Origin of the sequence: Bacillus sp. SIMBA_005 (assembly GCF_046535585.1) — a bacterium.
In the GTDB taxonomy this organism is placed as follows: domain Bacteria; phylum Bacillota; class Bacilli; order Bacillales; family Bacillaceae; genus Bacillus; species Bacillus pumilus.
Window position 1 is genome coordinate 15,485 of the sequence record NZ_JAWRWI010000009.1, and the last position, 24,624, is coordinate 40,108.

Consider the following 24,624-nt stretch of genomic DNA (forward strand, 5'->3'; position numbering starts at 1 on the left):
ATAAAAAAGGGACGAAAACAACAAGTGTTTTCGTCCTTCCAAAATTGGCTCCTTGGATGAAGGGGTTCCTATTCATCCTATCAATGAATGTTTAACAAAACATGAATTCATTGTAAAGATCATGTAAATTTTAACGTGACTTTCCTTTTTTCTCTATGTTGATTTCAGGCTCACTGTAAAAGTCGTTCCTTTACCTTGTTTGCTGCGGACAGAAATTGTTCCTTCATGCGCTTCCACAAGGTGTTTGACAATGGCAAGACCAAGACCTGTACCGCCTGAATTCCTGCTTCTATCTTTATCAATTCGATAAAATCTCTCAAATATTCTTGGAATCTCACTTTTCTTCATGCCGATTCCTGTATCTGCTACATCAAATTCATAGGCACCTTTTCGCGGTCTTGCTGTGATGGTGACACTACCTCCCTCTGGTGTATAGGTAAGGGCATTATTAACGAGATTGAGGAAGATTTGCTTTAACCTTAGCGGATCTGCCATGACATAGACCGGTTCTTTTGGGACACGTACATGTAGTTGAATGCCTTTTTCTGTAGCCTTTTGACTTAACAGCACTTGAATCTCTTGGATGATTTCTGTCGCATTGGCTTCTTGAATATTCAGCTTGAATTGCTGCTGCTCAATTTTAGAAAGATCAAGTAAGTCTTGAATCAATGTTTCTAGGCGGACACTCTCCTTTAAAATGATAGAAAGGAATTCTGTCAGTGCTTCTTTGTCATCAATTGCGCCATCAAGAAGGGTTTCAGAAAATCCTTTAATCGACGTAATCGGTGTTTTTAACTCATGAGACACATTGGCGACAAAGTCTTTTCGCATCTGCTCCAGCTGCTTCGTTTCTGTCACGTCATGAAACACGAGGACAATTCCTTTCCATTCATCGTCTGTACTTAAAATGGGTACACCATCCACTTGGAAGTAGCGGCGTTCAATGTCAACGGCTAGACGTAAAAACTTCCGCACCTTCGTTTCTGTCATGAAAATTTCGTCAATTAATTCGATAATCTCTTCATGGGTAAACGCTTCGTGATACAGCTTGTGCATGTAAATATGCTTTTGCACCTTAAACTGCTTGCGGAAGGTTCGATTGACGAGGTGGATATACCCCATCTTATCAATCAATATAATCCCCGCTCCAATATTTTCAATGACCGTTTGCAGCCGGTCTCTCTGCATTTCACCGGCACTTGTCATTTCTTGCAGACTTCCCGCCAAACGCTTCATGGAAGTATTCAGTTCACTTGTTTCAATCATCAGCTCTTCGTAATTATTCGTATCATAGTTCCCGCGTTCTAGCTGTTTGGCTACCTTTGTCGCATAATCAATTGGTTTCACATATTTCATCGACATGCGGTACCCGAAGAAAACAATGATGATGATCGCCGAGCCAAGACAAAAGGCTAAGGCAAGCCAAAGCTGGCCGTCAATTTCATTTAAAGGCTCGTATGACGCATGGAGAAATAAATAACCCGCCGGTTCGTTTTGTTGTTTTAAGATCGGGACAGCATAATGGAACAGCGCATCTTTCTCATCGTCAATAACGACCCCTTTTGTTTGGAGACGTTCATTGTTCAGTGTGTTTTGAATGATGGCCTTTTGTTCTGCTTGACCCGTTGTATGTATGATATTCCCCTTTAAATCGACAATCGACGCATTCATATCAAAATGCTGCTTTGCTTGGTTGAGGACCTCTTTGTTTTGCTTCGCCTTTAGATCATCACCATTCATAGAAGACAGGAGAAAGCTCGATTCCTTTTCCATTCGTTCTGTTAATTTTGTTTCATAGAAAACATGGAACATGTGATCCAAGAAAAGACCAAGTGCCACAAACACAATAAAAAGGAGAAAAATGAGTCCCGAAAACAGACGGGTTCTAATTTTACTCATTTGGCTTTGGCTCCTCCAATTTGTAGCCTAAGCCGCGAATCGTTTTAATGTATGTTGGTTTTTTCGTGTTCTTTTCAATTTTGTCCCGCAAGTGGCTAATATGAACATCCACAATACGAGTGTCACCTGCAAAGTCATAATTCCAAACGGCACTTAGCAATAAATCACGCGTGAGGACACGTCCTTTATGCTTCGCCAAATAAAGCAGCAGTTCAAATTCTTTTGGCGTCAGCTCTAGACGTTCTTCCTGGAAATAGACCTCGTAGTGTTCTGGTAAAATACGCAGTTCACCAATTTTGATTTGATCTGCAATCATCTCTTCCTTCTCCTCTTGCGTGGGGGCAGGCTGAGATTGCTGTGCTCTTCTCAAGATGGCTTTTACCCGAGCACCCACTTCTCTAGGACTGAATGGCTTTGTCATGTAATCATCGGCCCCAAGCTCAAGACCTAGCACCTTATCAAATTCATCGTCCTTTGCTGTCAGCATTAAAATAGGGAACATCATTTTTTGAATTCTCAGTTGTTTGCACACTTCAATGCCGTCCATCTTCGGAAGCATTAAATCTAATACAATGAGATCAGGTTGTTCACTTGCTGCTTTTTCAAGCGCTTCTTCCCCGTCTCTTGCTGTGACGACATCATAGCCCGCTCTTTCAAGGTTATAGCTTAGAAGTGTTACAATCGATTCTTCATCATCCACAACTAATATTTTTTTATTCATGTTGTGCCTCCAATTAGTGATTTCCCCTGCATCCTTTTTTGTATCTTATGTGAAAAGCGAGAAGTCATGCTTTCTCTTTCATTTTAACGAAAGCTTAACAAGAGAACAATTTAAAATTTCGACAAGATTTGTTTTGTAAACAAAAAGAAGACTCCTCATCAGAGAAGCCTTCTTTTTTATTCATACTAAGACAATACTTTCATGACATTCTTAACAGATTCAACAGAACGGTCAAGCTGACTTCTTTCTTCTTCTGTCAGCTCAAGCTCGATGATCTGCTCAAGGCCATTTCCACCTACGATTGTTGGTACACCTAGGTAAATGCCTTCGTAGCCATATTCACCTTCAAGGTAAGCAATCGTTGGCATGACGCGTCGCTGATCTTTAAGGATCGCCTCAACCATTTCGACTAGTGAAGCAGCAGGAGCATAATATGCACTACCGTTACCTAATAGGTTGACGATTTCGCCGCCGCCTTTTCTTGTTCTTTCAACAATTGCATCAATTCGCTCTTTAGGAATCAATGTTTCAAGCGGGATACCGCCTGCATAAGAGTAACGAACAAGAGGAACCATGTCATCGCCATGTCCGCCAAGCACAAAGCCCGTCACGTCTTTAACAGATAGGTTTAATTCTTGAGCTACGAACGTACGGAAACGTGCTGTATCAAGAATGCCCGATTGTCCAATGACTTTTTCTTTTGGTAATCCTGATTCTTTATAAACTGCATACGTCATTGCATCAACAGGGTTTGTTAATACAACAATGATGGCTTCTGGAGAATATTTAACGATTTCGCGTGTCACGCTGCGCATGATTTTTTCATTTGTTGACACGAGATCGTCACGGCTCATTCCCGGCTTTCTTGCAATTCCCGCCGTAATGACCACGACATCAGAACCGGCTGTATCTTCGTAGTTAGAAGTTCCTGTAATGTTTGCATCGAAGCCTTGAACAGGACTTGCTTCCAGCATATCAAGTGCTTTCCCTTTTGTTGGGTTCTCAAGCTGCGGGATATCGACTAATACGACGTCCGCTAATTCTTTTTGAGCCGTTAGAAATGCTGTAGTTGCTCCAGTAAAGCCCGCTCCGATAACAGATACTTTTTTACGCTTGTTTGCCATTTCCTTTTTCCCCTTTAACTTTAAAGTTTAAGAATCAAGACAAGTTTTTGATGAGCTCGTCAGCAAACTCAGAACATTTCACTTCTGTTGCGCCATCCATTAATCTAGCAAAATCGTAAGTGACGACTTTTGATGCAATTGTATTTTCAACAGATTGAATCACTAGATCAGCTGCTTCCTGCCAGCCTAGGTGCTCAAGTAAAAGCACGCCTGATAGAAGAACAGAAGATGGGTTCACTTTATCAAGACCAGCATATTTAGGTGCTGTTCCGTGAGTCGCTTCAAAAATAGCGTGTCCTGTTTCGTAGTTGATGTTCGCACCTGGTGCGATACCAATTCCACCAACTTGTGCTGCAAGAGCATCTGAGATGTAATCTCCGTTTAAGTTCATTGTTGCCACAACATCGAACTCAGCTGGACGAGTTAGGATTTGTTGAAGGAAAATATCTGCAATGCTGTCTTTGACAATAATTTTGCCAGCAGCTTCTGCTTCACTTTGCGCTTTGTTTGCCGCATCTTTTCCATCTTGTTCTACAATACGATCATATTGTGCCCATGTAAAGACCTTGTCGCCAAACTCTTTTTCAGCCACTTCGTAGCCCCAGTTTTTGAAGGCACCTTCTGTAAATTTCATGATGTTTCCTTTGTGAACAAGCGTCACAGACTTACGGCCTTGGTCAATTGCATATTGGATAGCCGCTCTGACAAGGCGAGAAGTTCCTTCTTCAGAAACTGGCTTGATTCCGATACCTGATGTTTCTGGGAAACGGATTTTGTTAACACCTAATTCGTTTTTCAAGAAGTCAATTAACTTCTTCACTTCGTCTGATCCTTTTGCATACTCGATGCCAGCATAGATATCTTCTGTATTCTCACGGAAGATGACCATATCTGTGTCTTCTGGACGTTTCACAGGAGACGGTACGCCTTTGAACCAGCGAACTGGACGTAAGCATGTGAATAGATCAAGCTCTTGTCTAAGTGCCACGTTTAATGAACGGATTCCTCCGCCGATTGGTGTTGTCAGTGGTCCTTTGATCGCGATTAAGTATTCACGAATGTCTTCAAGTGTTTGCTCAGGAAGCCATTCTCCAGTTTTATTGTAAGCTTTCTCACCGGCATATACTTCTTTCCAAGTGATTTGCTTTTCTCCTTTATATGCTTTTTCTACAGCTGCTTCAAGTACTCTTGATGCTGCTTTCCAAATGTCAGGACCGATTCCGTCCCCTTCGATAAACGGGATGATTGGATTATTTGGTACATTCAATACGCCGCCAGTAACTGTAATTTTTTCGCCTTGTGACAATGATATTACCTCCCAGGTTATGTAGTGAATATTTGAAACTTCTTGGCTTGATGTCTGCAAGCGAAGAAGTTTTTCACGTGATTCGTTTTTGTTGATATAGAGGCTGATTGGCCTTCCCGAGATCAGCCCCTGCTTATTCTATAAACATTAGTCTCTTTCACTGATCGGAACAAACGTTTGAAGATCAGGTCCAATATAGTCAGCTCTTGGACGGATGAGACGGTTGTTGTCATACTGCTCTAGAATGTGAGCAATCCATCCAGAGAATCGGCTGATCACGAAAATTGGTGTAAACAAGTCATGATCAATCCCAAGACTGTGATATACAGATGCAGAATAAAAATCAACATTTGGTGGAAGATTTTTCTCTGATGTCACGATTTCCTCTGCGCGAACAGACATTTCATACCATTTCGGTTCGCCAGTCAGGTTTGTTAAACGCTGGCTCATTTCTTTTAGATGCTTTGCACGCGGGTCACCTTGACGGTATACGCGGTGGCCAAAGCCCATAATTTTTTCTTTCTTCTCTAGCTTACCATGAATATAGGAATCTACGTTTTCAACTCCACCAATTTCTGAAAGCATCTTCATCACGCCTTCGTTGGCTCCGCCATGAAGTGGTCCTTTCAGCGCACCGATAGCCGCTGTTACACCAGAGTAGATATCTGATAGTGTAGCAACACATACACGTGCTGTAAATGTCGATGCATTTAATTCATGATCCGCATGTAGAATGAGTGCCTTATCAATTGCCTCAATTTCTACTGGTGACGGCTCTTCGCCATTTAGCATATACAAGAAGTTTGCAGCATAGCTGTATTCTTCTTTTGGCTGTACAGGCTCAAGTCCCTTACGAATACGTGAAAATGCAGCGACTAGTCCAGAAATTTTCGCCTGTAAGCGAATGGCTTTTCTGTAATTCGCTTCTTTGTCCATAATCTCTGATTCGTTATCAAGTAATCCTAGTAAGGATACCGCTGTACGAATCGCAGACATTGGATGAACCCCATCCAGCGAATACGATTTAAAGTGCTCAATGATTTCTTGCGGAATGTGAGCATTTTCGTTGAGCTGCTGTTTTAACTCACTCAGCTCTTGCTCATTCGGCAGCTTTAAGTGCCATAACAGGTAGACAATTTCTTCGAATGTAGCTTTTTCAGTTAAATCATCGATATTGTACCCTACATAAGTAAGAGTATCATCAATAATTGAGCTTACGGATGAAGTTGTTGCCACAATACCTTCAAGACCTCTTGTTGCTGTCATGTTCAATCTCCCCTTTTTAAAAAGATTCCCCTTCGTTGCAGAATTCTCGCTTTTTGAAAGCGCTATCCAATCCGAATAAGACGGCAGGTTCAGAAAAGAAAATGCTTACATTTACCTATACGGTTAGAGCGCTTTTAGCCTCATATCTCTTGTGTGATCAATGAGTTCAAAATTAAGCCTATTCCCATTATAAACAATAATCAGACATTTGTTAAATGTTTAACTATAATTTTTTTTGATATTTTTTTTTCCAGTCTTCCATATAAGGCATGGAATAAAGGGATTTTGCTTCTTTTATTATATTTAATTATGTTTTTTTGCAAAAGCTCACACAAGAAAAAAATAAAAAAGAAAGTGGCATGAACCACTCTCTTTTCAACCGCTGAAAAATTTCACAGCCTGCATCGCTAAATAAGCAATTCCTGCTCCGATCAGCGGACCGACAGCTACACCTTTAAATAAGCTGACTGCCAAAATCGTCCCGAACACAAGCGCTGCCGTGATATGTGGATCATTTTCGAGTAGCACAATACCGTTTTTTGCAATTAATGCTACTAATATACCCGCTCCAAGTGCAATCCAAGCATAAGAAGATTTCACGGCTTCTCCAAGCTGCTTAAATCCAATATCACCTGTTGCAATAGGGACAAGCACAGCAATTGTAATAACGGTGACCCCCCAATTGATGCCTTTTGATTGGAGAACTGGGAAAATTTTTTGATCCAAACCAATCAGCTTAATCCCAATGAGCACAGAAACCGCTAAAATTAATGAATTGTTTTTTGCAATAAGTGCAATAACGAGTAAAAGAACCAAAAATAAATTTGCTTGAGTAAACATACGCCGCCCCTTCCTTTCTTTTTATTGCGACCTTTTCATATTACTAATCTTTTTGAATAAAATGAAGTATCGGACATGCTTGTTTGTTGGAGGGGATTGTGTGAATCACACCTATATGGCCATTTTTCTACGAAGTTTGATGATGATCAGCATTGCTGTATTTGCGGTTATCTTTTTATATCACTCTTTTCCTTTTCTATATCCTTTTTGGATTGCACTTATTGTATCCTGCCTCATCCACCCTGCCGTATGCAAAATAGAAGAGATCACCGGAATGCCAAGAGGATTTGTTGTAATCATTGTATTACTGCTCTTTTTATTAGTAGCCGCCGGTTTCATCACACTCTTAGTAGCAGAAATCATTTCAGGAAGTGCTTATTTGGCAAAGGTTCTGCCTGGTCACCTTGATCAAATGATTGGGATTGTTGAACGGTTTTTTACAGATAAAATCCTGCCTTTGTACCATGATGTAACCGCCCAATTTAATACGCTTCAAGCAGGGCAAAAGGAATCGATTTTGGGACAAATCCAAGCACTGGGCGATGAAGCTGCCGCCAAAATAGGGACTTTTCTTTCAAAAACACTCGAGCTCATCCCAGCTTTTTTAGGTCTTTTGCCTGATGCAGCCGCAACCCTTTTGTTTTCTGCACTAGCAACTTTTTTTATCACGAAAGATTGGTTTACATTAAAAAAATATGGTTCTCGTATCTTTCCCGCAAAATGGATGCAGCATACACGAGCCATTTTATCTGAAATCAAAAAAGCCATTACCGGTTTTATGAAGGCGCAGCTTTTGCTTGTTGCAATGACCATCGGCCTTGTCATCATTGGTCTGATCATCTTAAAAGTCGAGCACGCCCTTGTCATTGCTTTATGTATTGGGTTTGTCGATTTACTTCCTTATATCGGGAGCGGCACTGTTTTTCTGCCATGGATCATTTACTCTGCCATGACAGGAAACCTTACCCTCGCCATCGGGCTCGGCATTTTGTATATTGTCGTGCTCATTCAAAGACAAATTTCAGAGCCAAAAGTCTTGAGCAAATCCATTGGGCTTAATCCTTTAGCCACACTTGTGGCGCTATTTGTCGGGTTAAAATGGCTCGGTTTCCTCGGACTCGTCATTGGCCCTGCTTCCCTTGTCGTGTGGCAAGCATTTCGTAATGCAGGTGTTTTCAGGGATATCTATCAATACATTCGGTACGGCATGCAAAAGTAAAAGAGACCTTCAGTTCAAGGTCTCTTTAGCGAATAATCGTATAGCGACTGCGATTAGACATGTTCCTGAGCCAACGTTCAAAGAGCGGCTTGATTTGCTTTCTCGTCATCGGAATGAGCAGCAGCGCACCGATGATATCTGATAAGAAGCCGGGAATGAGCAGGAGCAGACCACCGATTAGAATGCAAAAACCATCGACAATCGTTACCCCTGGCATTTTGCCATATTGTAAATCTCTTTGCACTTTTTGAAATGCTTCGATTCCTTGTTTTCTTGCAAAATAAGCACCTAGTGCACTCGTGAGTACGATCATCAGCATCGTTGGCAAAATGCCAATGATTTTACTTGATATTAAAAATAAACTGATTTCCACTGCAGGGAACAGAATCAATAATAGTAGCAAATATTTTTTCAACCATATCACCTCATGGGGTATCTATCACCCGAAAGCTGTTTTACTTTTTTAGTGTAACATAAAAAAAGAGAGGAGTCAGACAACTCCCCTCGTGTGTATGATTTAAAGGACGCTTGCACGGCCTTTGTAGATCGCTCCGCGTGCCGGATCTACTGTAATCTCTTCGCCTTCTTTTAGCAATGTTGTTGCACCATCAAGACCTACAATCACTGGAATGCCAAGGCTGAGTCCAACGACTGCTGCATGGCTTGTTAAGCCGCCTTCTTCAGTGATCAGGGCTGATGCTTTCTCTAAAGCACCCATCATATCACGGTCTGTACAGTTTGCGACAAGAATCGCACCATCGTACATTTTTTCATCTGCTTCTTTTCCGCTTTGTGCAATAACAACCGGTCCAAATGCAGATTTACGGCCAATTCCTTGACCTTTCGCAATGATGTCACCGACAACATAGACTTTCATTAAGTTTGTTGTACCTGTTTCACCAACTGGCACACCAGCTGTAATGACGATTAAATCGCCGTGTCTCACGTAGCCTGTTTCAATCGATTTCTCGACTGCATTCTCAAGCATTTCATCAGTAGACGTCGTTTTTGATCCGCTCTTTGCAAATACACCGAATACAAGAGACAGCTTTCTTGCAACTGATTCGTTTGCTGTGACCGCTACGATTGGTGCTTTTGGTCTATATTTTGAAATCATTCTCGCAGTATGACCGCTTTCTGTAGGTGTCACAATCGCTGCAACGTCAAGCTTCATCGCTGTATGTGCAACAGATTGACCAATGGCATCTGTAATGCTGACTTCTACTTCTTCGCTTCTGCGAGAAAGAATGGCTTTATAGTTGAGTGCATCTTCTGAGCGTGATGCAATGTTATGCATCGTTTGTACAGCTTCCACTGGATACGTTCCTGCTGCTGTTTCACCAGAAAGCATAATCGCATCTGTGCCATCAAAAATGGCATTTGCCACGTCACTTGCTTCCGCACGGGTTGGACGAGGATTACGCTGCATGCTGTCAAGCATTTGGGTCGCTGTGATGACTGGTTTGCCTAAGCGATTGCATTTTTTGATCAGCATTTTTTGTACAAGCGGTACTTCTTCTGCCGGGATCTCTACACCAAGATCTCCACGCGCAACCATCAAACCGTCTGATACCTCAAGGATTTCATCGATGTTATCAACACCCTCTTGGTTTTCAATCTTAGGGATGATTTGAATGTCAGCCGCGTTATTCTTTTCAAGAAGCTCACGAATTTCAAGAACATCAGAAGCTCGTCTCACAAAAGAAGCTGCGATGAAATCGACGCCTTGTTCAATTCCGAACAGAATATCATTGGCATCCTTTTCTGTAATACCTGGCAGGTTCACACTTACACCTGGTACGTTAACACCTTTTTTGTTTTTGAGCGTGCCTGTATTCATGACCTTTGTGACGATTTCTTTGCGGTCCATGTTCAGTTCTTTGACTTCTAAACCAATAAGACCATCATCTAAAAGGATTGTTGAACCCACTTCTACATCATGAATCAAATCTTCATATGTCACACTGATTTTTTCCGTATTTCCAACAATGTCTTCCATACTTACGATAAGATCTGCACCAGCGACTAGCTCAATTGAGCCGTTTTCGACTGTACGTGTACGAATCTCTGGACCTTTTGTATCAAGAAGGATCGCAATGTCCTTGCCTAATGTTTTACCTGCTTTACGAATGTTTTCAATGCGTGCACCATGCTCTTCAAAATCTCCGTGAGAGAAGTTTAGTCTGGCTACATTCATTCCTGCTTCAATCAATTCAGTCAGCTTTTCAATGGTTTCACTTGCTGGACCGATTGTACAAACGATTTTTGTCTTTCTCATTACTGTTCCTCCTAAGGTCTTCTCGTTTTATATAGAGAGCTCTTGTGAAAGTCGGTACATGTTTTGATCGACTGTATGTTTTTTATCTAAGATATCTAAAATATCGTGGTGAACGAGTTCGTTGCTTTGAATACCCACACAGCGTCCGCCTTTTCCTTCAAGTAGAAGTTCTACTGCATATGCTCCTAAACGGCTTGCGAGTACTCGGTCAAACGCACTTGGAGAACCTCCGCGCTGAATATGTCCTAAGACAGATACACGGGTTTCAAGGCTTGTCTCCTCTTCAATTCGCTTACCAAATTCAACACCGCTGCCTACGCCTTCTGCGACGATGATGATACTGTGCTTCTTGCCGCGCTCGTGCCCTCTTCTTAATCTCGCGATAATTTCATCCATGTCATAGTCTGCTTCTGGAATCAAGATAGATTCGGCTCCGCCTGCAAGACCTGACCAAAGGGCAATATCACCAGCATGTCTTCCCATTACTTCCACTACGTATGTACGTTCATGAGATGTGGCTGTATCACGAATTTTATCAATGGCGTCAATGACTGTATTCAGTGCTGTATCAAAGCCAATAGTGAAATCAGTACCTGGAATATCGTTGTCGATTGTACCCGGGACACCTACACATGGAAAACCAAGCTCAGTTAATTTCTTTGCTCCCATGAATGAACCGTCTCCGCCGATCACAACAAGTCCTTCAATACCGAATTTTTTTAAGTTTTCAATGCCTTTTTCACGACCTTCAACTGTCTTGAATTCAGGGCATCTTGCCGTGTAAAGTTTTGTTCCTCCACGATGAATAATATCGCCAACTGAACCTATTTCAAGTTTTTCAATTTTACCGTTAATTAGACCTGAATATCCATTATAAATACCGTAAACTTCAACATTATGGTAAATCGCTTTCCTTACAACTGCGCGCACAGCTGCATTCATTCCTGGGGAATCCCCACCGCTCGTTAAAACTCCTATACGCTTCATCTTTTTCACCTCAGAGACCATATATGAATTAAACATACCATTTCCACTGCTTGAAAACAATCATGAGCAAAACAGGATGTTTTCAATTTGTATTTCTAAAACCGTACTTATTATACAATTAAATAAACCGTTTTTAAACAAAAGTTAAGAAAGTATGAAAGCAATTCTTTCAAAAACGAGGAAGATCACCCCCTCTAAAGCCTACCATATCAAGGTTTTCAGACGTTTCAAATTTTATGAAAACAAATGAAAATTATTTTCAAATAGCGCTTACATGAGGAAGGTTTTCATGAAAAAAGGTGAAAAAAATAAACGCCAGCCAAAAAGGCTGTACGTTTATTTAGTTTACCCCAATATATTGATTTTCAACCGATACTTTCCCGATTGCTTTGTATTTTTGATATCTTTGTTCGACTAGTTCTTCAGGTGTTAGTTTGAGCAAAGATGTAAGTGACTGTTTTAATATTTTTTCAATGTAGGCTGCTTGTTGTTTCACGTCTCGATGTGCTCCACCTTGCACTTCTTTAATAACATCATCTATAATATCTAATTCTTTTAGGTCTGGAGCCGTAATTTTCATTGATTCTGCAGCTTTTTTCGCAAGTGATGAGTCCTTCCAGAGCAGTGCTGCTGCACCTTCAGGTGAAATCACTGAATACGTTGAATTCTCTAGCATGTATAGGTGATTTCCTACGCCTAAGCCTAGTGCGCCGCCACTTCCGCCTTCTCCAATGACAATACAGACAACCGGTACACGAAGTCCTGCCATTTCGAATAGGTTTTTCGCAATTGCTTCACTTTGCCCGCGTTCTTCAGCTGCTTTACCAGGATAAGCTCCTTTTGTATCAATAAAGCAAATGATCGGACGATTAAATTTATCTGCTTGTTTCATCAAGCGCAGCGCTTTACGGTAGCCTTCTGGATGAGGCATTCCGAAATTACGGCGCAAGTTTTCTTTTGTATCTTTACCGCGCTGGTGGCCAATCACCGTGACAGGAAGCCCTTTAAACGTGGCAATTCCTCCAACGATCGCTTCATCATCGCCATAAAAACGGTCACCGTGACACTCGAAAAAGTTGTCAAACAGCTCTTGAATGTAATCGAGAGTTGTTGGACGCATCGCATGACGAGCAATCTGTACTCTGTCCCACGGCTTTAAATTTGTATAAATGTCTGCTTCAAGTTTGCTCAGACGTGTTTCAAGACGCTCAATTTCTGCACTTAAATCCATTTCTGAGTTTTGTGTGAACTTTTTCAGTTCATCAATTTTCGCTCGAAGTTCAATGACAGGTTTTTCAAATTCTAGTTCTCCAGCCACTCTCGTTCACCTCCTGTGCTGTGTAACGCTAAGATTCGGCCTAGTGTTTCTTTCATCTCTGCACGATGAATGACAGCATCCAGCTGTCCATGCTTTAACAAAAATTCAGCCGTTTGAAAGTCCTCTGGCAGGTCTTCACGAATTGTTTGTTCTATGATTCTACGACCTGCAAACCCAATTAAAGCACCCGGTTCTGCAAAGTTGTAATCACCAAGAGACGCGAAGCTAGCTGATACACCGCCAGTTGTTGGGTTCGTCATCACAGAGATAATCAAACCTTGGTCCTCGCTGAACAGTTTTAATGCTGAGCTTGTTTTTGCCATCTGCATAAGACTGAGGATCCCCTCTTGCATTCTCGCTCCGCCTGATGCAGTAAAGATGATAAATGGCACCTTGTCCGCTTTTGCTTTCTCGATCGCAAGTGTGATCTTTTCACCAACAACCGAGCCCATGCTGCCCATACGGAATGTGGCATCCATGACAGCGATCACAGCACGCTTGCCTTCGATTTCACCTTGACCTGTGACAATGGCTTCATTCAAAGATGTTTTTTCTCTGTCTTTCTCAAGCTTTTCTTCGTAGCCTGGGAATCCGAGCGGGTTTTCTGAGATCAGGTGCCCGTTAAATTCTTCAAATGTGCCTTCGTCAACAAGGCTGTCAATACGCTGTTTTGCATTCATTTGCAAATGTCTGCCGCAATTCATGCAAACACGTAAATTTTTATCTAGTTCTTTGGTGAGCATTATTTTTTTACATTGCGGACATTTGGTCATGATGCCTTCAGGCACATCTTGACTTGCCTGTTCAGAGGGTACAGATGCATATTTTTTCTTTTTACTGAAAATATTTTTAATTGACAAATGACTACCTCCCTTTTTGAAGGGTTTTTTCTTTACACGCACATCCACTATTATAGGACATGTCATAACTGTACCGAAACTATTGTACTTTTTTTGTCAAACGCTGTCATCCTTCATTCAATTTTTTCAGTGGGGAATTGATGAGAAATGAGTATGTGTTTGGGGCGCTGAGCAGTTGATATAGGTGAATTGTGAACGTCTACAAAAAAATATCATTCCGGATGAAAAAATTTTCACGTATGAGAGGAAATGGTGCACGTCTTTCCTCCAATTTCAGAAAGAACGTGCACACTTTTCCAATTGATTATTCGCCGATAATCGTTAATTTTCTTGTTTTTTCAGCGACTTCTTCTGGGTCGACTTGGATTCTTGCAACACCAGTTTCCATTGCTGCTTTTGCTACCGCTTTTGCTACCGCTGGTGCTACACGTGCATCAAATGGTTCAGGGATGACGTATTCAGCTGACAATTTATCATCTGAAACAAGAGAAGCAATTGCTTCTACGGCTGCAATTTTCATTTCTTCGTTAATGTGGGTTGCTCGTACATCTAATGCTCCGCGGAAAATTCCTGGGAATGCCAGTACGTTGTTTACTTGGTTCGGAAAGTCAGAACGGCCAGTTCCTACAACACTTGCGCCTGCTGCATGTGCATCTTCTGGCATGATCTCTGGATTAGGATTCGCCATTGCGAAGATGACAGGATCTTTTGCCATTTTGCCAACCATTTCTTTTGTTAGAGCGCCTGCTGCTGAGACCCCGATGAAGACGTCAGCGCCTTCAATCACTTCTTCTAATGAACCTTCTTTACGGTCTTGGTTCGTGAATTTAGCCACTTCATTTTTCACTGCATTCATACCGTTCGGGCGGCCTTCATAAATTGCGCCTTTTGTATCACACATGATGATATCACGTACACCGAAATGATATAGAAGCTTGATAATCGCAATTCCCGCTGCTCCAGCGCCGTTTGCCACCACTTTGATAGAGGACATTGATTTTCCAGACAGTTTCAGCGCATTTACAAGTCCTGCTACTGTCACAATCGCTGTTCCGTGCTGATCATCGTGGAACACTGGAATGTTTGTCTCTTTTTTCAAGCGCTCTTCGATAATAAAGCAGTTTGGAGCTGCAATATCTTCAAGGTTGACACCGCCAAACGTTGGCTCAAGAAGCTTTACTGTTTCAACGATTTTGTCTACATCGTTTGTCGCAAGTGCGATTGGGAAGGCATCAACGCCAGCGAAGCTTTTGAATAGTACAGCTTTTCCTTCCATTACTGGAAGAGAAGCTTCTGCACCAATATTTCCAAGCCCTAAAACAGCGCTTCCGTCTGTGACAACAGCGACCATATTGCCTTTCATTGTATAATCATACACTTTGCTTGTGTCGTCATAAATATCTTTACATGGTTCTGCAACACCAGGTGAGTAAGCCAAGCTCAAGTCTTTCGCATTTTTCACTTGTACTTTTGATTTTGATTCAAGTTTGCCTTGATTCTCTTTGTGCATATGTAATGCTTCTTCTCTTAATGACATGTGATGAACACTCCTTCAAGTGGAAAATGATTTAATGAATTGCTAAGTTGATAAGCACATACTGGCAGTTTTAAATACACAGAATCTTTAAAATGATAACACAATAGGTGAATTTGTAAAACATATTCAGGCGATTTGTCATCATTTAATCACAACGTTTTGTTCACCAAGCAGCTCTTTTAACTGGAAAATGACAGCATGATCTGCATGAACTTTGTATGCATCTGGAAGTCTCACTGTCTTTTTTTGCTTCTCATAATACAAATAGACATCTGCTTCTCCGCTATGCATCGAGATCACCCGCTTTACTTGCTCTAGCAGCTCCTGCGTATGATTTTCTTCTTTCACCCGAATGTAGACAGACTCTTTTCTTTGTGTGCCCATCTCTTCAAGCAGAACGGCTTCTTGCACGATGATCTGGCTGCTGTCATTTCTGACATCTATTCTGCCTTCAACATAAAGCATGGCGCCCTCCTCAAGTAAGGGGGACAGCTTTCTAAATTGCTCTGGAAAGACGACGCCTTCCATTTCTCCCGTTTCATCCCCAAATGTGACAAATGCCATCGATTGTCCATTTTTTGTTCGAATCGATTTCACCTTTGTCAAAAGACCACCCATTGAGACCTTTCGCTTTATATAGGAAGAAAGTCTGATGATTTCCACTGCACCATTCTCTCTTAAGCGATCTCGGTACGCTTGTACAGGATGATTTGATAAATATAGTCCAAGTGCCTCTTTTTCAAATTGCAGAAGATCGACAAGCGGCAATTCTTCTATCTCTGCATATTTTGGCTTAATGGAGAAGGTTGTATCCCCCAGAAAGTCAAGCTGATCATCTGGATTTAAAAATGACACGTGGTCTAATGCAATATCTATTGATGCCAATAACGAAGCACGATTTGGATAAAGCTCATCCATCGCCCCTGAAAAAATGAGCGCTTCAATCGTTTTTCGGTTGACACTCTTTGCTGATACTCTTGCGCAAAAATCAAATAAATCTTCAAACGGCTTTTCCTGTCTTGCCCTGTATATATCCTTTACAGCTGACACTCCGACATTTTTGATCGCTCTTAAGCTGTAGCGGATCTCCCCTTTTTCAACCGTAAATGGAAATTCACTCTTATTAATAGAAGGCTTCAACACAGATATCCCTTTTTCCTTTGCCTCATAGAAATATTGAGCAACTTTGTCATCATTTCCAATCACACTCGTTAAAAGTCCGCACATAAAATATAACGGATAATGCGCTTTTAAGTAAGCAAGCTGAAAGCCAATCATGCTATATGCAACAGCATGGCTTCTATTAAAACCATAGTTTGCAAATTTGACGATTAAGTCATAAACGTCATTTGCAATGTTAACAGGATACTCCTTTTTTAGGCATCCTTCAACAAAATGGCTTCGCTCTTCATCAAGAACCTTTTTATCCTTCTTTGAAACTGCTCTTCTTAATAGATCTGCCTCGCCAAGCTGAAATCCTGCCATCTTCGCTGCAATCAGCATGATTTGCTCCTGATAGACGATGACTCCATATGTGTCTTTTAAAATGTCATACAAATCAGGATGCGGGTAAGAGACCTTGACTCTGCCGTGCTTTCGGTCGATAAAGAGCGGGATATTCTCCATTGGACCTGGACGGTAGAGGGCATTGACTGCCACAATGTCTTCTAAACTAGAGGGCTTCAAGCGTCTCAGCACCTGACGCATTCCTTGTGATTCAAGCTGGAAAATCCCAGTTGTATCCCCCGCTGATAACAATTCAAATGTTTTCTGATCTTCATATGAAATGTCACTAAAGTTAATGTGGACGTTTTCCTGTCTTTCAATCTGGTTTTTAATGGATTCAATTAAGGTTAAGTTTCTAAGTCCTAAGAAATCCATCTTTAAAAGTCCGAGATCTTCTAAATAATTCATCGCATACTGCGTTAAATACACACCATCATGGCCGTCTTGAATCGGAACGACCTCTGTCAGAGGCTCCTCGCTCAGCACAACGCCGGCTGCATGTGTCGAGGTATGTCTTGGCAAGCCTTCCACCTTTAAAGCAGTTTGAAAGACTTGCCTGAGCTCTTCGGACTGCTGGAGCATTGTTTTTAATTCAGGAGATGCAGTGAGCGCTTCTTTCAGCGTCGTTCCTGGCTTTGACGGAATCAGCTTTGCAAGACGATCCGCTGCCTTTGAATCAATCCCCATCACACGTCCTACATCTCTTAAAGCTGCTTTTGCTGCAAGTGTTCCAAACGTGACAATTTGCGCCACATGCATGTCTCCGTATTTGTCTTTTACATAAGAAATGATTTCATCTCTTCTCGTATCAGGGAAATCTATATCAATATCAGGCATACTGATTCGCTCAGGATTTAAGAAACGTTCAAATAACAAACCGTGACGGAGCGGATCAACATCCGTAATAAACAGTACATAGGCAACAAGTGATCCTGCTGCCGATCCTCGGCCCGGTCCTGTGACAATGCCTTGGTCATGGGCATACTTCATAAAATCCCACACGATGAGAAAATAATCACTGAAATTCATTTTTTGGATAATGCTCAGTTCGTACTCAAGTCTTTTCACATACGCTTCATTTGAAGCAATCTTTCTTTGCTTCATCCCTTCCGCACACACTTTGCGTAAAAACTGATCTGCTGTTGATTGATCAGGGGTCGGATAGGATGGGAGTTTTGTCTGCCCAAGATTTAAATCAACTTCACAGCGGTCTGCGATCTCCACCGTTCTTGTGAGCAGCTCCGTATCCTGCGTATACCATTCCTTCATTTCTTCAAAGGTTCTGAAATGCTTTTCTGCTTGGTCTTCCTCAACCTCAGGCAGCTGCTGCCCTGCTTTAATCGCCTTTAAACACGTATAGGCCGTTTTGTCTTCCATGTTGATGTAGTGGACATCTCCTGTCGCAACAAGAGGAATGTCCGCACTTTTTGAGACATCCCTCAGTTTACCTGTAAGCGATTCGTCTTGCTGAAATGGCTGAAGTGCGATGTACACATGTCCCTCACCGAAAATATGTTTCAATTGTTTCGCCGCATCATGCGCCTCTTCTATCTGATCGTGCTGAAGCAGCGTTTCAATGTAGCCAGAAACGCCTGGTGTGATGGCAATGAGCCCACGGTGATAGCTTTTCAGCCATTTCTCTTTCAGTCCAGCTTTTGATTTTGATTTCAGCACACTGCTGATTTTGATCAAGTTTTGGTAGCCTTCATTGTTTTTGGCAAGGAGCACCAAGGGATAAGCCTCTGTCTCTTGTTCATCTATGAAGACAGAAGCTGTTAAACCGATGACCGGCTTGATGCCATGTTTTTTACATTCCTTATAAAATTCAACCGTTCCATACATCACATGGTCATCGGTAAGAGCGAGCGCCTTGCAGCCAAGTTCTTTTGCTTTCAGCACAAGCTCCTTTACTTTTGCTGCACTGCTTAATAAGCTGTATCCACTGTGGACCTGAAGATGAACATAAGACATGCTTAATCCACTCCTTTCGTCTAAAGTCATTCTTTCATTATAAAACGCGATGCGATGAGAAACAAATGTTCTTTCTTTTCTGTCCGTTCATACTTGTCCCGCACGCACCATATATTGAATAGAGTGAGGTGGACAAAATGGATGTGAAGGAAGCTTTTATTCCAAATTTTATTAGCTGTTATTTTATTGCGCTTGGAGTCATTTTGGGTGGTGCCATTATTGGCGGTGTTGGTGCTTATTTGTCTGGTCAGCCGCCTTTATCCATTATTACGAGTCTTGCCAATCGATTAAAGATCTGGGCGCTTGTCGCAGCCATCGGGGGAACGTTTGATGCTGTTTATAGCTTTGAACGAGGCATTTTTGAAGGGAACACGCGTGATATTTTCAAGCAGATTTTATTAATTGTCTCTGCCATGGGCGGTGCGCAAACGGGTTATCTTATTATCACGTGGCTCACACAGGAGCATGTGTCATCATGAGGGTGCCGGAGCTTTACAAACGTCCAGGCTGGCAGCGTTTTTTTGCGGGGATGATGTTTGGTGCGATTGTGAGCTGGCTCATTTTCCTCTTTACATACGGAACCTTTCAGGAAAAGCAGGTCACACTGCTGAGAAGCCAGCAGCACCATATGGACGGTCTGAAAGAACAAATCACACTCTATCGGGAAGATTTGCATAAGTTAAATGAGGATAATAAGAAGCGTCTGCTGATCCAAAGCGTAGATGTCCATCTCGTCAATCGTGAGCAGTATAAAATCCCAGAGCCAGACACGCTAAAATTTGAAGATCAGGTCAAGGAGGATATCTCAGAGGTTATTACAAAGGATATTGAAAGTGTCTATAAAACAAAGGAATTATTAAAACGCACGGTCGAAAACAAAGAATATACCATTCGGGAAAAGGCATACCGCGCCAAAGTGACAGAGCTGACAATTTATACGAAGCTTACACTTGAAGTGCGCATTTCATTTGCTGAATAAATGATCATGTGGAATTTTTATGAATTTCTGCCCTCAATGATCGCTTTTCCCCCTTAATTTTTATACACTAAAAGTAGAACGAGATCTAAAATAGAAAGAGGTGAGGACAATGGAGGTTTATAGCTATCGTCAAATGGCACGAGACAAAGCAAGCCGGATCAAGGACGGCATGTGCGCTTATGCTGAGACAGAAATGATGGCTCATTTAATTAAAAAAGAATTAAAGCATCAAAATCTCCAAGCCTATGAAGATTCAACTGACATCGGCTGCTGGTTTATCCCTGTATGCAAGTAACCCTTTTCTCCATGACAAAAAAAGAGAGAGGGGACTTGAAGCCCCCCTCTCTCATGATGATGATTTACATACTTCCTCTAAATCACGCAAAATCTCATCTGCCACGGCCCAATCATAAATAGACGCACCAGCTGCAAGCGGGTGGCCGCCGCCATGATATTTTTTCGCAATGGTATTAATGACGACACCTTTCGAACGGAATCTAACACGAATCTGATCATTTTCTTCCACAAAAAAGACCCATGCCTTAATCCCTGCAATATTTCCAAGTGTTCCAACAAGCTGTGAGGCCTGCTGCGCTGTCGTTTGGAACGATTCCAAAATATCCTGCTTAATGAAAACAGAAGCGACTCCATTCTCTGACAAAGAAATATGTTGAAAAATATAGCCATTTAATTTCACGACATTCAGATCCGTCTCATACAATTGATTGAAAAGGTCTGAAGATGAAAATGGATATTCAATCAGTTCTCCTGCATATTTGAGCGTCTTTTTCGTCGTGTTTGGGAAAAGGAAGCGGCCTGTGTCTCCTACAATGCCGGCATAAATGAGTTCAGCCGCCTTTGTATTCAGCTGATATCCTTCTTCTTTCCCCTCTAAATACAATTCATAAATCATTTCGCTCACAGAGCTTGCCTCTGTATCCACCCAAAGTAAATCACCATAAGGATCTTCATTTGGATGATGGTCAATTTTCATCAGCTTATCGCCCATTGAATAGCGCTGATCATCAATTCTTGCTTGATTGGCTGTATCGCAGACAATGACAAGGGCATCTTTGTACACGTCATCCGGCACTTCATCAAGTTCATATAAAAATGAAAGGGATGGCTCCGGGGTTCCTGTCGCATAAATATTTTTTTCTGGATAGGTGGCACGCAAGATTTCCGTAAGGCCGCACTGCGATCCATACGCATCAGGATCTGGTCTTACATGTCTATGAATGATGATGGTGTCATATAATGATATGGTTCTAATCAGTTCTTTTTTCATAAAAACTCCTTCTTATCCGATACTCTTTTTATTATTAAATCATAATCTATCCTGACGGAAAAGTGAGGAATAGACAATTTATTCTAGTAAGCAAGCCTATTTACGTTTAAAATAGGGTTGTAACCACTTACAATGGAGGCTTGGCACATGCTTGTTTTGATTGTGTTTATTATTTGTTCTGCCATGTTTTATTTATACTACAAAGCAAAGAATGTCCGTACGAACCGCCCAGTTGAAAAGAAATTCTGGTCGGCGAAATCCAGTATGGCACTTGGCTGCTTTGTCCTGCTCTTCGGTGTGAATCAATTATTTTTAAACCGCTCGTCACTCGCATTTGTCATTGGATTTATTTTTGTTGCTGTCGGTATCGGCAGTACGTGGGCTGGATATAAAGCCTACAAGCATTACCTTCCGCTCTTTTTAAAGGAAGGCGAAAAAGATCACGCATAATAGGAGAGAAGGGCTAAAATGATGTTTATTTTAGCCCTTTGTCTTTTTCAGCAGATTATCCTCTCTCCATGAGCTGCACCATCAGCATGGCTTTACCGACGATATTCGATTGATGATAAACTTCCACTTCCAGCTTTCCAAACTTGCGTCCTACTTCTAAAATATTTGGCTTGATCTGTATCGTGGATTCCATTTGAACCGGTTTTAAGAAGTAGACAGAGAGACTTTCGACAATTAGCTCCCCTTTTTTATGAGACTTTAAGAAGCGATTGGCGGATTCAATTAAAATTTGCGTGAACACGCCATATGAAATGTTTCCGAGCTGGTTTGTCATTTGTGGTGTGACCTCATATTGATACACTGCATCTGCCTTTGGTTTTTCTGTATCGGTCTCTTTAAACCCTCTTGAGACGACATCATCCAGTTTTTCTCCGACCTGCGGCTGCTTTTGAATCATTTGAAGCGCCTTCAGCACGTCCTGACGGCTGATCATTCCAATCAGTTTCGTATAATCATCTACAACTGGCAGCACCTCAATGCCTTCCCATACCATCATTTGAGCAGCAGAAGCGACAGAGGTTTTGCCAATGACTGTCAGTGGGTTTTTCGTCATCACCTTTTCAATCGGTGTGGAGCGGTCATGACCTGCGATATCCTTTGAGGTGAGAATGCCGTGAATCTTCATTTGGTCGTCTGCGACTGGAAAACGTCCGTGGCCAGTTTCATAATTTTTTTCATACCATTTTTCAAGCTTATCCTCTGGTGATAGATACACCGTTCGTTCTATCGGCGTTAAAATATCTTCCACAAGTACAATCTCTTTTTTTATGAGTTGGTCATAAATGGCCCGGTTAATGAGAGCTGCTACGGTAAATGTATCGTAGCTTGTCGATAAGATCGGCAGTTCAAGCTCATCTGCGAGCTGAATGATTTCATCATCTGTTGAGAATCCGCCTGTAACAAGTACAGCCGCCCCTGCCTCTAATGCTTGTCTGTGGGCATTGATCCGGTTTCCGACAATCAGCAGGTTTCCAGCTGCCGTATAGCGCATCATCGCATCAAGCTCCATCGCTCCGATGACAAATTTGTTTAATGTTTTATGTAAGCCCGCTCGTCCCCCAAGCACCTGTCCGTCAATCACATTAACTACTTCTGCATATGTCAGTTTTTCAATATTTTCTTTTTTCTTCTGTTCAATTCGAATGGTGCCGACTCGTTCAATGGTACTCACGAATCCTTTATTTTCGGCATCCTTAATAGCCCGATAAGCGGTCCCTTCACTCACTTTCATTTCTTTCGCAATACGCCGGACAGAAATTTTCTCTCCGACATCTAATGAATCAATATACGATAAAATTTGTTCATGCTTTGTCGCCAATCCCGTTCACCCTTTTTGTTTTCAGCGTTTTCATCTAACTTTCATTATAAGGGCAGGAGGCTTTTAATAGCAATTTGTCTTTTTTCAGCACGATACATGTAAATAAAAAAAGCCGGCATTTGAGTGCCGGCTTTTTGCTATGTTGATTAAATCTCGATCGATTCTCCGCTGTTTAACACATGACCGACGCCGCCATGCAGGCTGTCTGCAAATGCATGTGGGTCCTGCTCAATCGGCGGGAATGTGCTGTAATGAACTGGCACGACTTGCTTCGCCCGAAGCCATTCGGCTGCGATTCTTGCATCGTCCGGTCCCATCGTGAAGTTATCACCGATCGGAAGGAATGCAAGCTCAATATGATTCAGCTCACCAATCAGCTTCATATCTGAAAAGAGTGCAGTGTCTCCGGCATGATAAATCGTTTTGCCCTCTGCAGTAAATAAAATACCTGATGGCATGCCTGTATACGTAATCGTTTTTGCATCTTCATCAATGATAGCAGAACCATGGAACGCTTGAGTGAGCTTCACTTTACCAAATTCAAACTCACGTCCGCCCCCAATCGATAGCGGGTGCGTTTTCACACCTTGCCAGCTTAAATAAGTGGCAAGCTCGAATGGCGCAATAACGAGCGCATCATTGTTTTTAGCGATTTCAATGGTGTCACCGACGTGATCTCCATGCCCGTGGGTCAGCAAAATGGCATCCGCTTTGACATCTTGCGGTTTGATATCTGTGTGCTTATTTCCATTTAAAAATGGATCAATCCAAATATGGTATCCGTTTGTTTCAATGTGTACGACTGAATGTCCGTGATATGTAGCTTTCATGTGAGTATATCCACCTTTCGAATTTGATCTCATTTCATCTATTCCCTGTATAAAAAACTGAAAAACTTAATGCCTGTGAATGACGTTAAGACCACCTGTTGCTTCAATAACAGTTCCTGTAATCAGATCAGAGCGGTCATCGCATAAAAAGGAAATGATGCGCCCGATATCTTCTCCAGTACCAGATCTGCCAATCGGCGTTTCGTCATCTTTCATCTGGCGTGCTTCTTCTATTGTCGATTCTTTCATGTCTCCAACGATTTTGCCTGGACAAACCATATTGGCCGTGATGCCGTTTTCGGCTTCTTCTATCGCAATGGTTTTCGTCAGTGACGCGAGCCCCACTTTTGCTGCTCCGAAGGCTGATCTGTGCATCCATCCCGGCGCATGGTCTGCACCTTGGAAGCCATATGTGACAATTCGGCCGAAGCCTTGCTTTCTCATCATTGGGATGACCATACGGAACAAATGGAACACAGCAGATAGGTTGCCTTCCATCATTTGATACCATTCATCTTCGGAATAATCCGCTAGTTTTTTTCGTTCAAAAATATAAGGTCCAGCATTGTTAATCAAGGCATCGATCCGCCCAAATCGCTCAGCTGCCAGCTCGACCATGTTCTTTAAATCTTCTTTGTTTGTCACATCACCTTGGACAAATTGAAGCTTTTCTTCATATTCCTGCAATTCTTCTTTCATCTGCCGTACAGCTTCATCATCACTTCGATAATTGACTGTCACAGAATACCCCATATTCAGTAAAGACTCGGTGACTTTCCTGCCAAGTCCCTTAGAACCCGCTGTTATTAATGCGTGTCGCACACAATCTCCTCCTAAAGCAAAGGTTGCAAGTTCACATGTTTCTTA

Annotated in this window: 22 protein-coding genes; 5 read left to right on the forward strand and 17 right to left on the reverse strand. The window is 41.9% G+C overall.

The genetic code is table 11. From position 1 onward, the window contains the following. Positions 1-153 precede the first annotated feature (153 nt). The 6 genes from pnpS to SB660_RS15355 all read right to left on the reverse strand — a co-directional run bounded on the left by pnpS (position 154) and on the right by SB660_RS15355 (position 7,156). Positions 154-1,899, reverse strand: a complete 1,746-nt coding sequence (gene pnpS / locus SB660_RS15330; RefSeq protein ID WP_058015094.1) for a two-component system histidine kinase PnpS — start codon at positions 1,897-1,899, stop codon at positions 154-156. Further along, positions 1,892-2,620: a response regulator transcription factor gene (locus SB660_RS15335; RefSeq protein ID WP_058015093.1), complete on the reverse strand. Its 729-nt coding sequence runs from the start codon at positions 2,618-2,620 to the stop codon at positions 1,892-1,894. The genes pnpS and SB660_RS15335 overlap by 8 nt, the downstream gene beginning before the upstream one ends. A gap of 185 nt (positions 2,621-2,805) precedes the next feature. Beyond that, positions 2,806-3,744 (reverse strand): malate dehydrogenase, encoded by a 939-nt coding sequence (gene mdh, locus SB660_RS15340; RefSeq protein WP_007501693.1) that lies wholly within the window; start codon positions 3,742-3,744, stop codon positions 2,806-2,808. A 34-nt stretch (positions 3,745-3,778) separates the two neighbouring features. Further along, a complete protein-coding gene (gene icd / locus SB660_RS15345; protein ID WP_012010859.1) occupies positions 3,779-5,050 on the reverse strand; it encodes an NADP-dependent isocitrate dehydrogenase in 1,272 nt (423 codons plus the stop codon). 147 nt (positions 5,051-5,197) lie between these two features. Further along, a complete protein-coding gene (gene citZ / locus SB660_RS15350; RefSeq protein ID WP_410583183.1) occupies positions 5,198-6,316 on the reverse strand; it encodes a citrate synthase in 1,119 nt (372 codons plus the stop codon). 375 nt (positions 6,317-6,691) lie between these two features. Continuing rightward, positions 6,692-7,156 (reverse strand): DUF441 domain-containing protein, encoded by a 465-nt coding sequence (locus SB660_RS15355; RefSeq protein WP_034320955.1) that lies wholly within the window; start codon positions 7,154-7,156, stop codon positions 6,692-6,694. Between the two features lie 100 nt (positions 7,157-7,256). Between SB660_RS15355 and ytvI the strand changes: the two genes are divergently transcribed. Further along, positions 7,257-8,375: a sporulation integral membrane protein YtvI gene (ytvI, locus tag SB660_RS15360; RefSeq protein ID WP_410583185.1), complete on the forward strand. Its 1,119-nt coding sequence runs from the start codon at positions 7,257-7,259 to the stop codon at positions 8,373-8,375. A gap of 25 nt (positions 8,376-8,400) precedes the next feature. Here ytvI and SB660_RS15365 read toward each other — a convergent pair whose 3' ends face one another. The 7 genes from SB660_RS15365 to dnaE form a co-directional block, all read right to left on the reverse strand. Then, positions 8,401-8,790 carry an FxsA family protein gene (locus tag SB660_RS15365; RefSeq protein ID WP_061409064.1) on the reverse strand — a complete coding sequence of 130 codons (390 nt, stop codon included), beginning with the start codon at positions 8,788-8,790 and terminating at the stop codon, positions 8,401-8,403. A gap of 102 nt (positions 8,791-8,892) precedes the next feature. Then, positions 8,893-10,653 (reverse strand): pyruvate kinase, encoded by a 1,761-nt coding sequence (gene pyk, locus SB660_RS15370; protein WP_306011039.1) that lies wholly within the window; start codon positions 10,651-10,653, stop codon positions 8,893-8,895. A gap of 27 nt (positions 10,654-10,680) precedes the next feature. Beyond that, on the reverse strand, positions 10,681-11,640 hold the full coding sequence (gene pfkA, locus SB660_RS15375) for a 6-phosphofructokinase (protein ID WP_012010865.1): 960 nt from the start codon (positions 11,638-11,640) through the stop codon (positions 10,681-10,683). Positions 11,641-11,980: 340 nt separating this feature from the next. Then, a complete protein-coding gene (gene accA / locus SB660_RS15380) occupies positions 11,981-12,958 on the reverse strand; it encodes an acetyl-CoA carboxylase carboxyl transferase subunit alpha (protein WP_058015088.1) in 978 nt (325 codons plus the stop codon). Further along, entirely contained in the window at positions 12,943-13,818 is an 876-nt protein-coding gene (gene accD, locus SB660_RS15385; protein WP_012010866.1) for an acetyl-CoA carboxylase, carboxyltransferase subunit beta, read from the reverse strand. The genes accA and accD overlap by 16 nt, the downstream gene beginning before the upstream one ends. Before the next feature lie 304 nt (positions 13,819-14,122). Beyond that, the gene (gene ystJ, locus SB660_RS15390) at positions 14,123-15,355 is read right to left on the reverse strand and encodes an NADP-dependent malic enzyme (protein WP_058015087.1); all 1,233 of its coding nucleotides are present in this window, start codon (positions 15,353-15,355) and stop codon (positions 14,123-14,125) included. 141 nt (positions 15,356-15,496) lie between these two features. Then, on the reverse strand, positions 15,497-18,832 hold the full coding sequence (gene dnaE, locus SB660_RS15395) for a DNA polymerase III subunit alpha (protein ID WP_061409070.1): 3,336 nt from the start codon (positions 18,830-18,832) through the stop codon (positions 15,497-15,499). Positions 18,833-18,969: 137 nt separating this feature from the next. Here dnaE and ytrH point away from each other — a divergent pair, with 137 nt between their 5' ends. The 3 genes from ytrH to SB660_RS15410 all read left to right on the forward strand — a co-directional run bounded on the left by ytrH (position 18,970) and on the right by SB660_RS15410 (position 20,106). Then, the gene (gene ytrH, locus SB660_RS15400; RefSeq protein WP_034661856.1) at positions 18,970-19,311 is read left to right on the forward strand and encodes a sporulation membrane protein YtrH; all 342 of its coding nucleotides are present in this window, start codon (positions 18,970-18,972) and stop codon (positions 19,309-19,311) included. Next, positions 19,308-19,811, forward strand: a complete 504-nt coding sequence (gene ytrI / locus SB660_RS15405; protein WP_410583190.1) for a sporulation membrane protein YtrI — start codon at positions 19,308-19,310, stop codon at positions 19,809-19,811. Before ytrH ends, ytrI begins: the two co-directional genes overlap by 4 nt. A 109-nt stretch (positions 19,812-19,920) precedes the next feature. Continuing rightward, complete coding sequence (locus SB660_RS15410; protein WP_003216400.1) at positions 19,921-20,106, forward strand: YtzJ family protein; 186 nt, start codon at positions 19,921-19,923, stop codon at positions 20,104-20,106. A gap of 51 nt (positions 20,107-20,157) precedes the next feature. Here SB660_RS15410 and SB660_RS15415 read toward each other — a convergent pair whose 3' ends face one another. Then, the gene (locus tag SB660_RS15415; protein WP_003216520.1) at positions 20,158-21,099 is read right to left on the reverse strand and encodes a DHH family phosphoesterase; all 942 of its coding nucleotides are present in this window, start codon (positions 21,097-21,099) and stop codon (positions 20,158-20,160) included. 147 nt (positions 21,100-21,246) lie between these two features. On the opposite strand from SB660_RS15415, the gene SB660_RS15420 reads away from it, so the two are divergent. After that, complete coding sequence (locus tag SB660_RS15420; protein WP_003216665.1) at positions 21,247-21,549, forward strand: YtpI family protein; 303 nt, start codon at positions 21,247-21,249, stop codon at positions 21,547-21,549. A gap of 55 nt (positions 21,550-21,604) precedes the next feature. Here SB660_RS15420 and SB660_RS15425 read toward each other — a convergent pair whose 3' ends face one another. The 3 genes from SB660_RS15425 to SB660_RS15435 form a co-directional block, all read right to left on the reverse strand. Continuing rightward, a complete protein-coding gene (locus SB660_RS15425; RefSeq protein ID WP_410583193.1) occupies positions 21,605-22,927 on the reverse strand; it encodes a DRTGG domain-containing protein in 1,323 nt (440 codons plus the stop codon). 146 nt (positions 22,928-23,073) lie between these two features. Next, positions 23,074-23,757 carry a metal-dependent hydrolase gene (locus tag SB660_RS15430; RefSeq protein ID WP_144462564.1) on the reverse strand — a complete coding sequence of 228 codons (684 nt, stop codon included), beginning with the start codon at positions 23,755-23,757 and terminating at the stop codon, positions 23,074-23,076. Positions 23,758-23,823: 66 nt separating this feature from the next. After that, positions 23,824-24,579, reverse strand: a complete 756-nt coding sequence (locus tag SB660_RS15435; RefSeq protein ID WP_058015082.1) for an SDR family oxidoreductase — start codon at positions 24,577-24,579, stop codon at positions 23,824-23,826. Positions 24,580-24,624 lie beyond the last annotated feature (45 nt).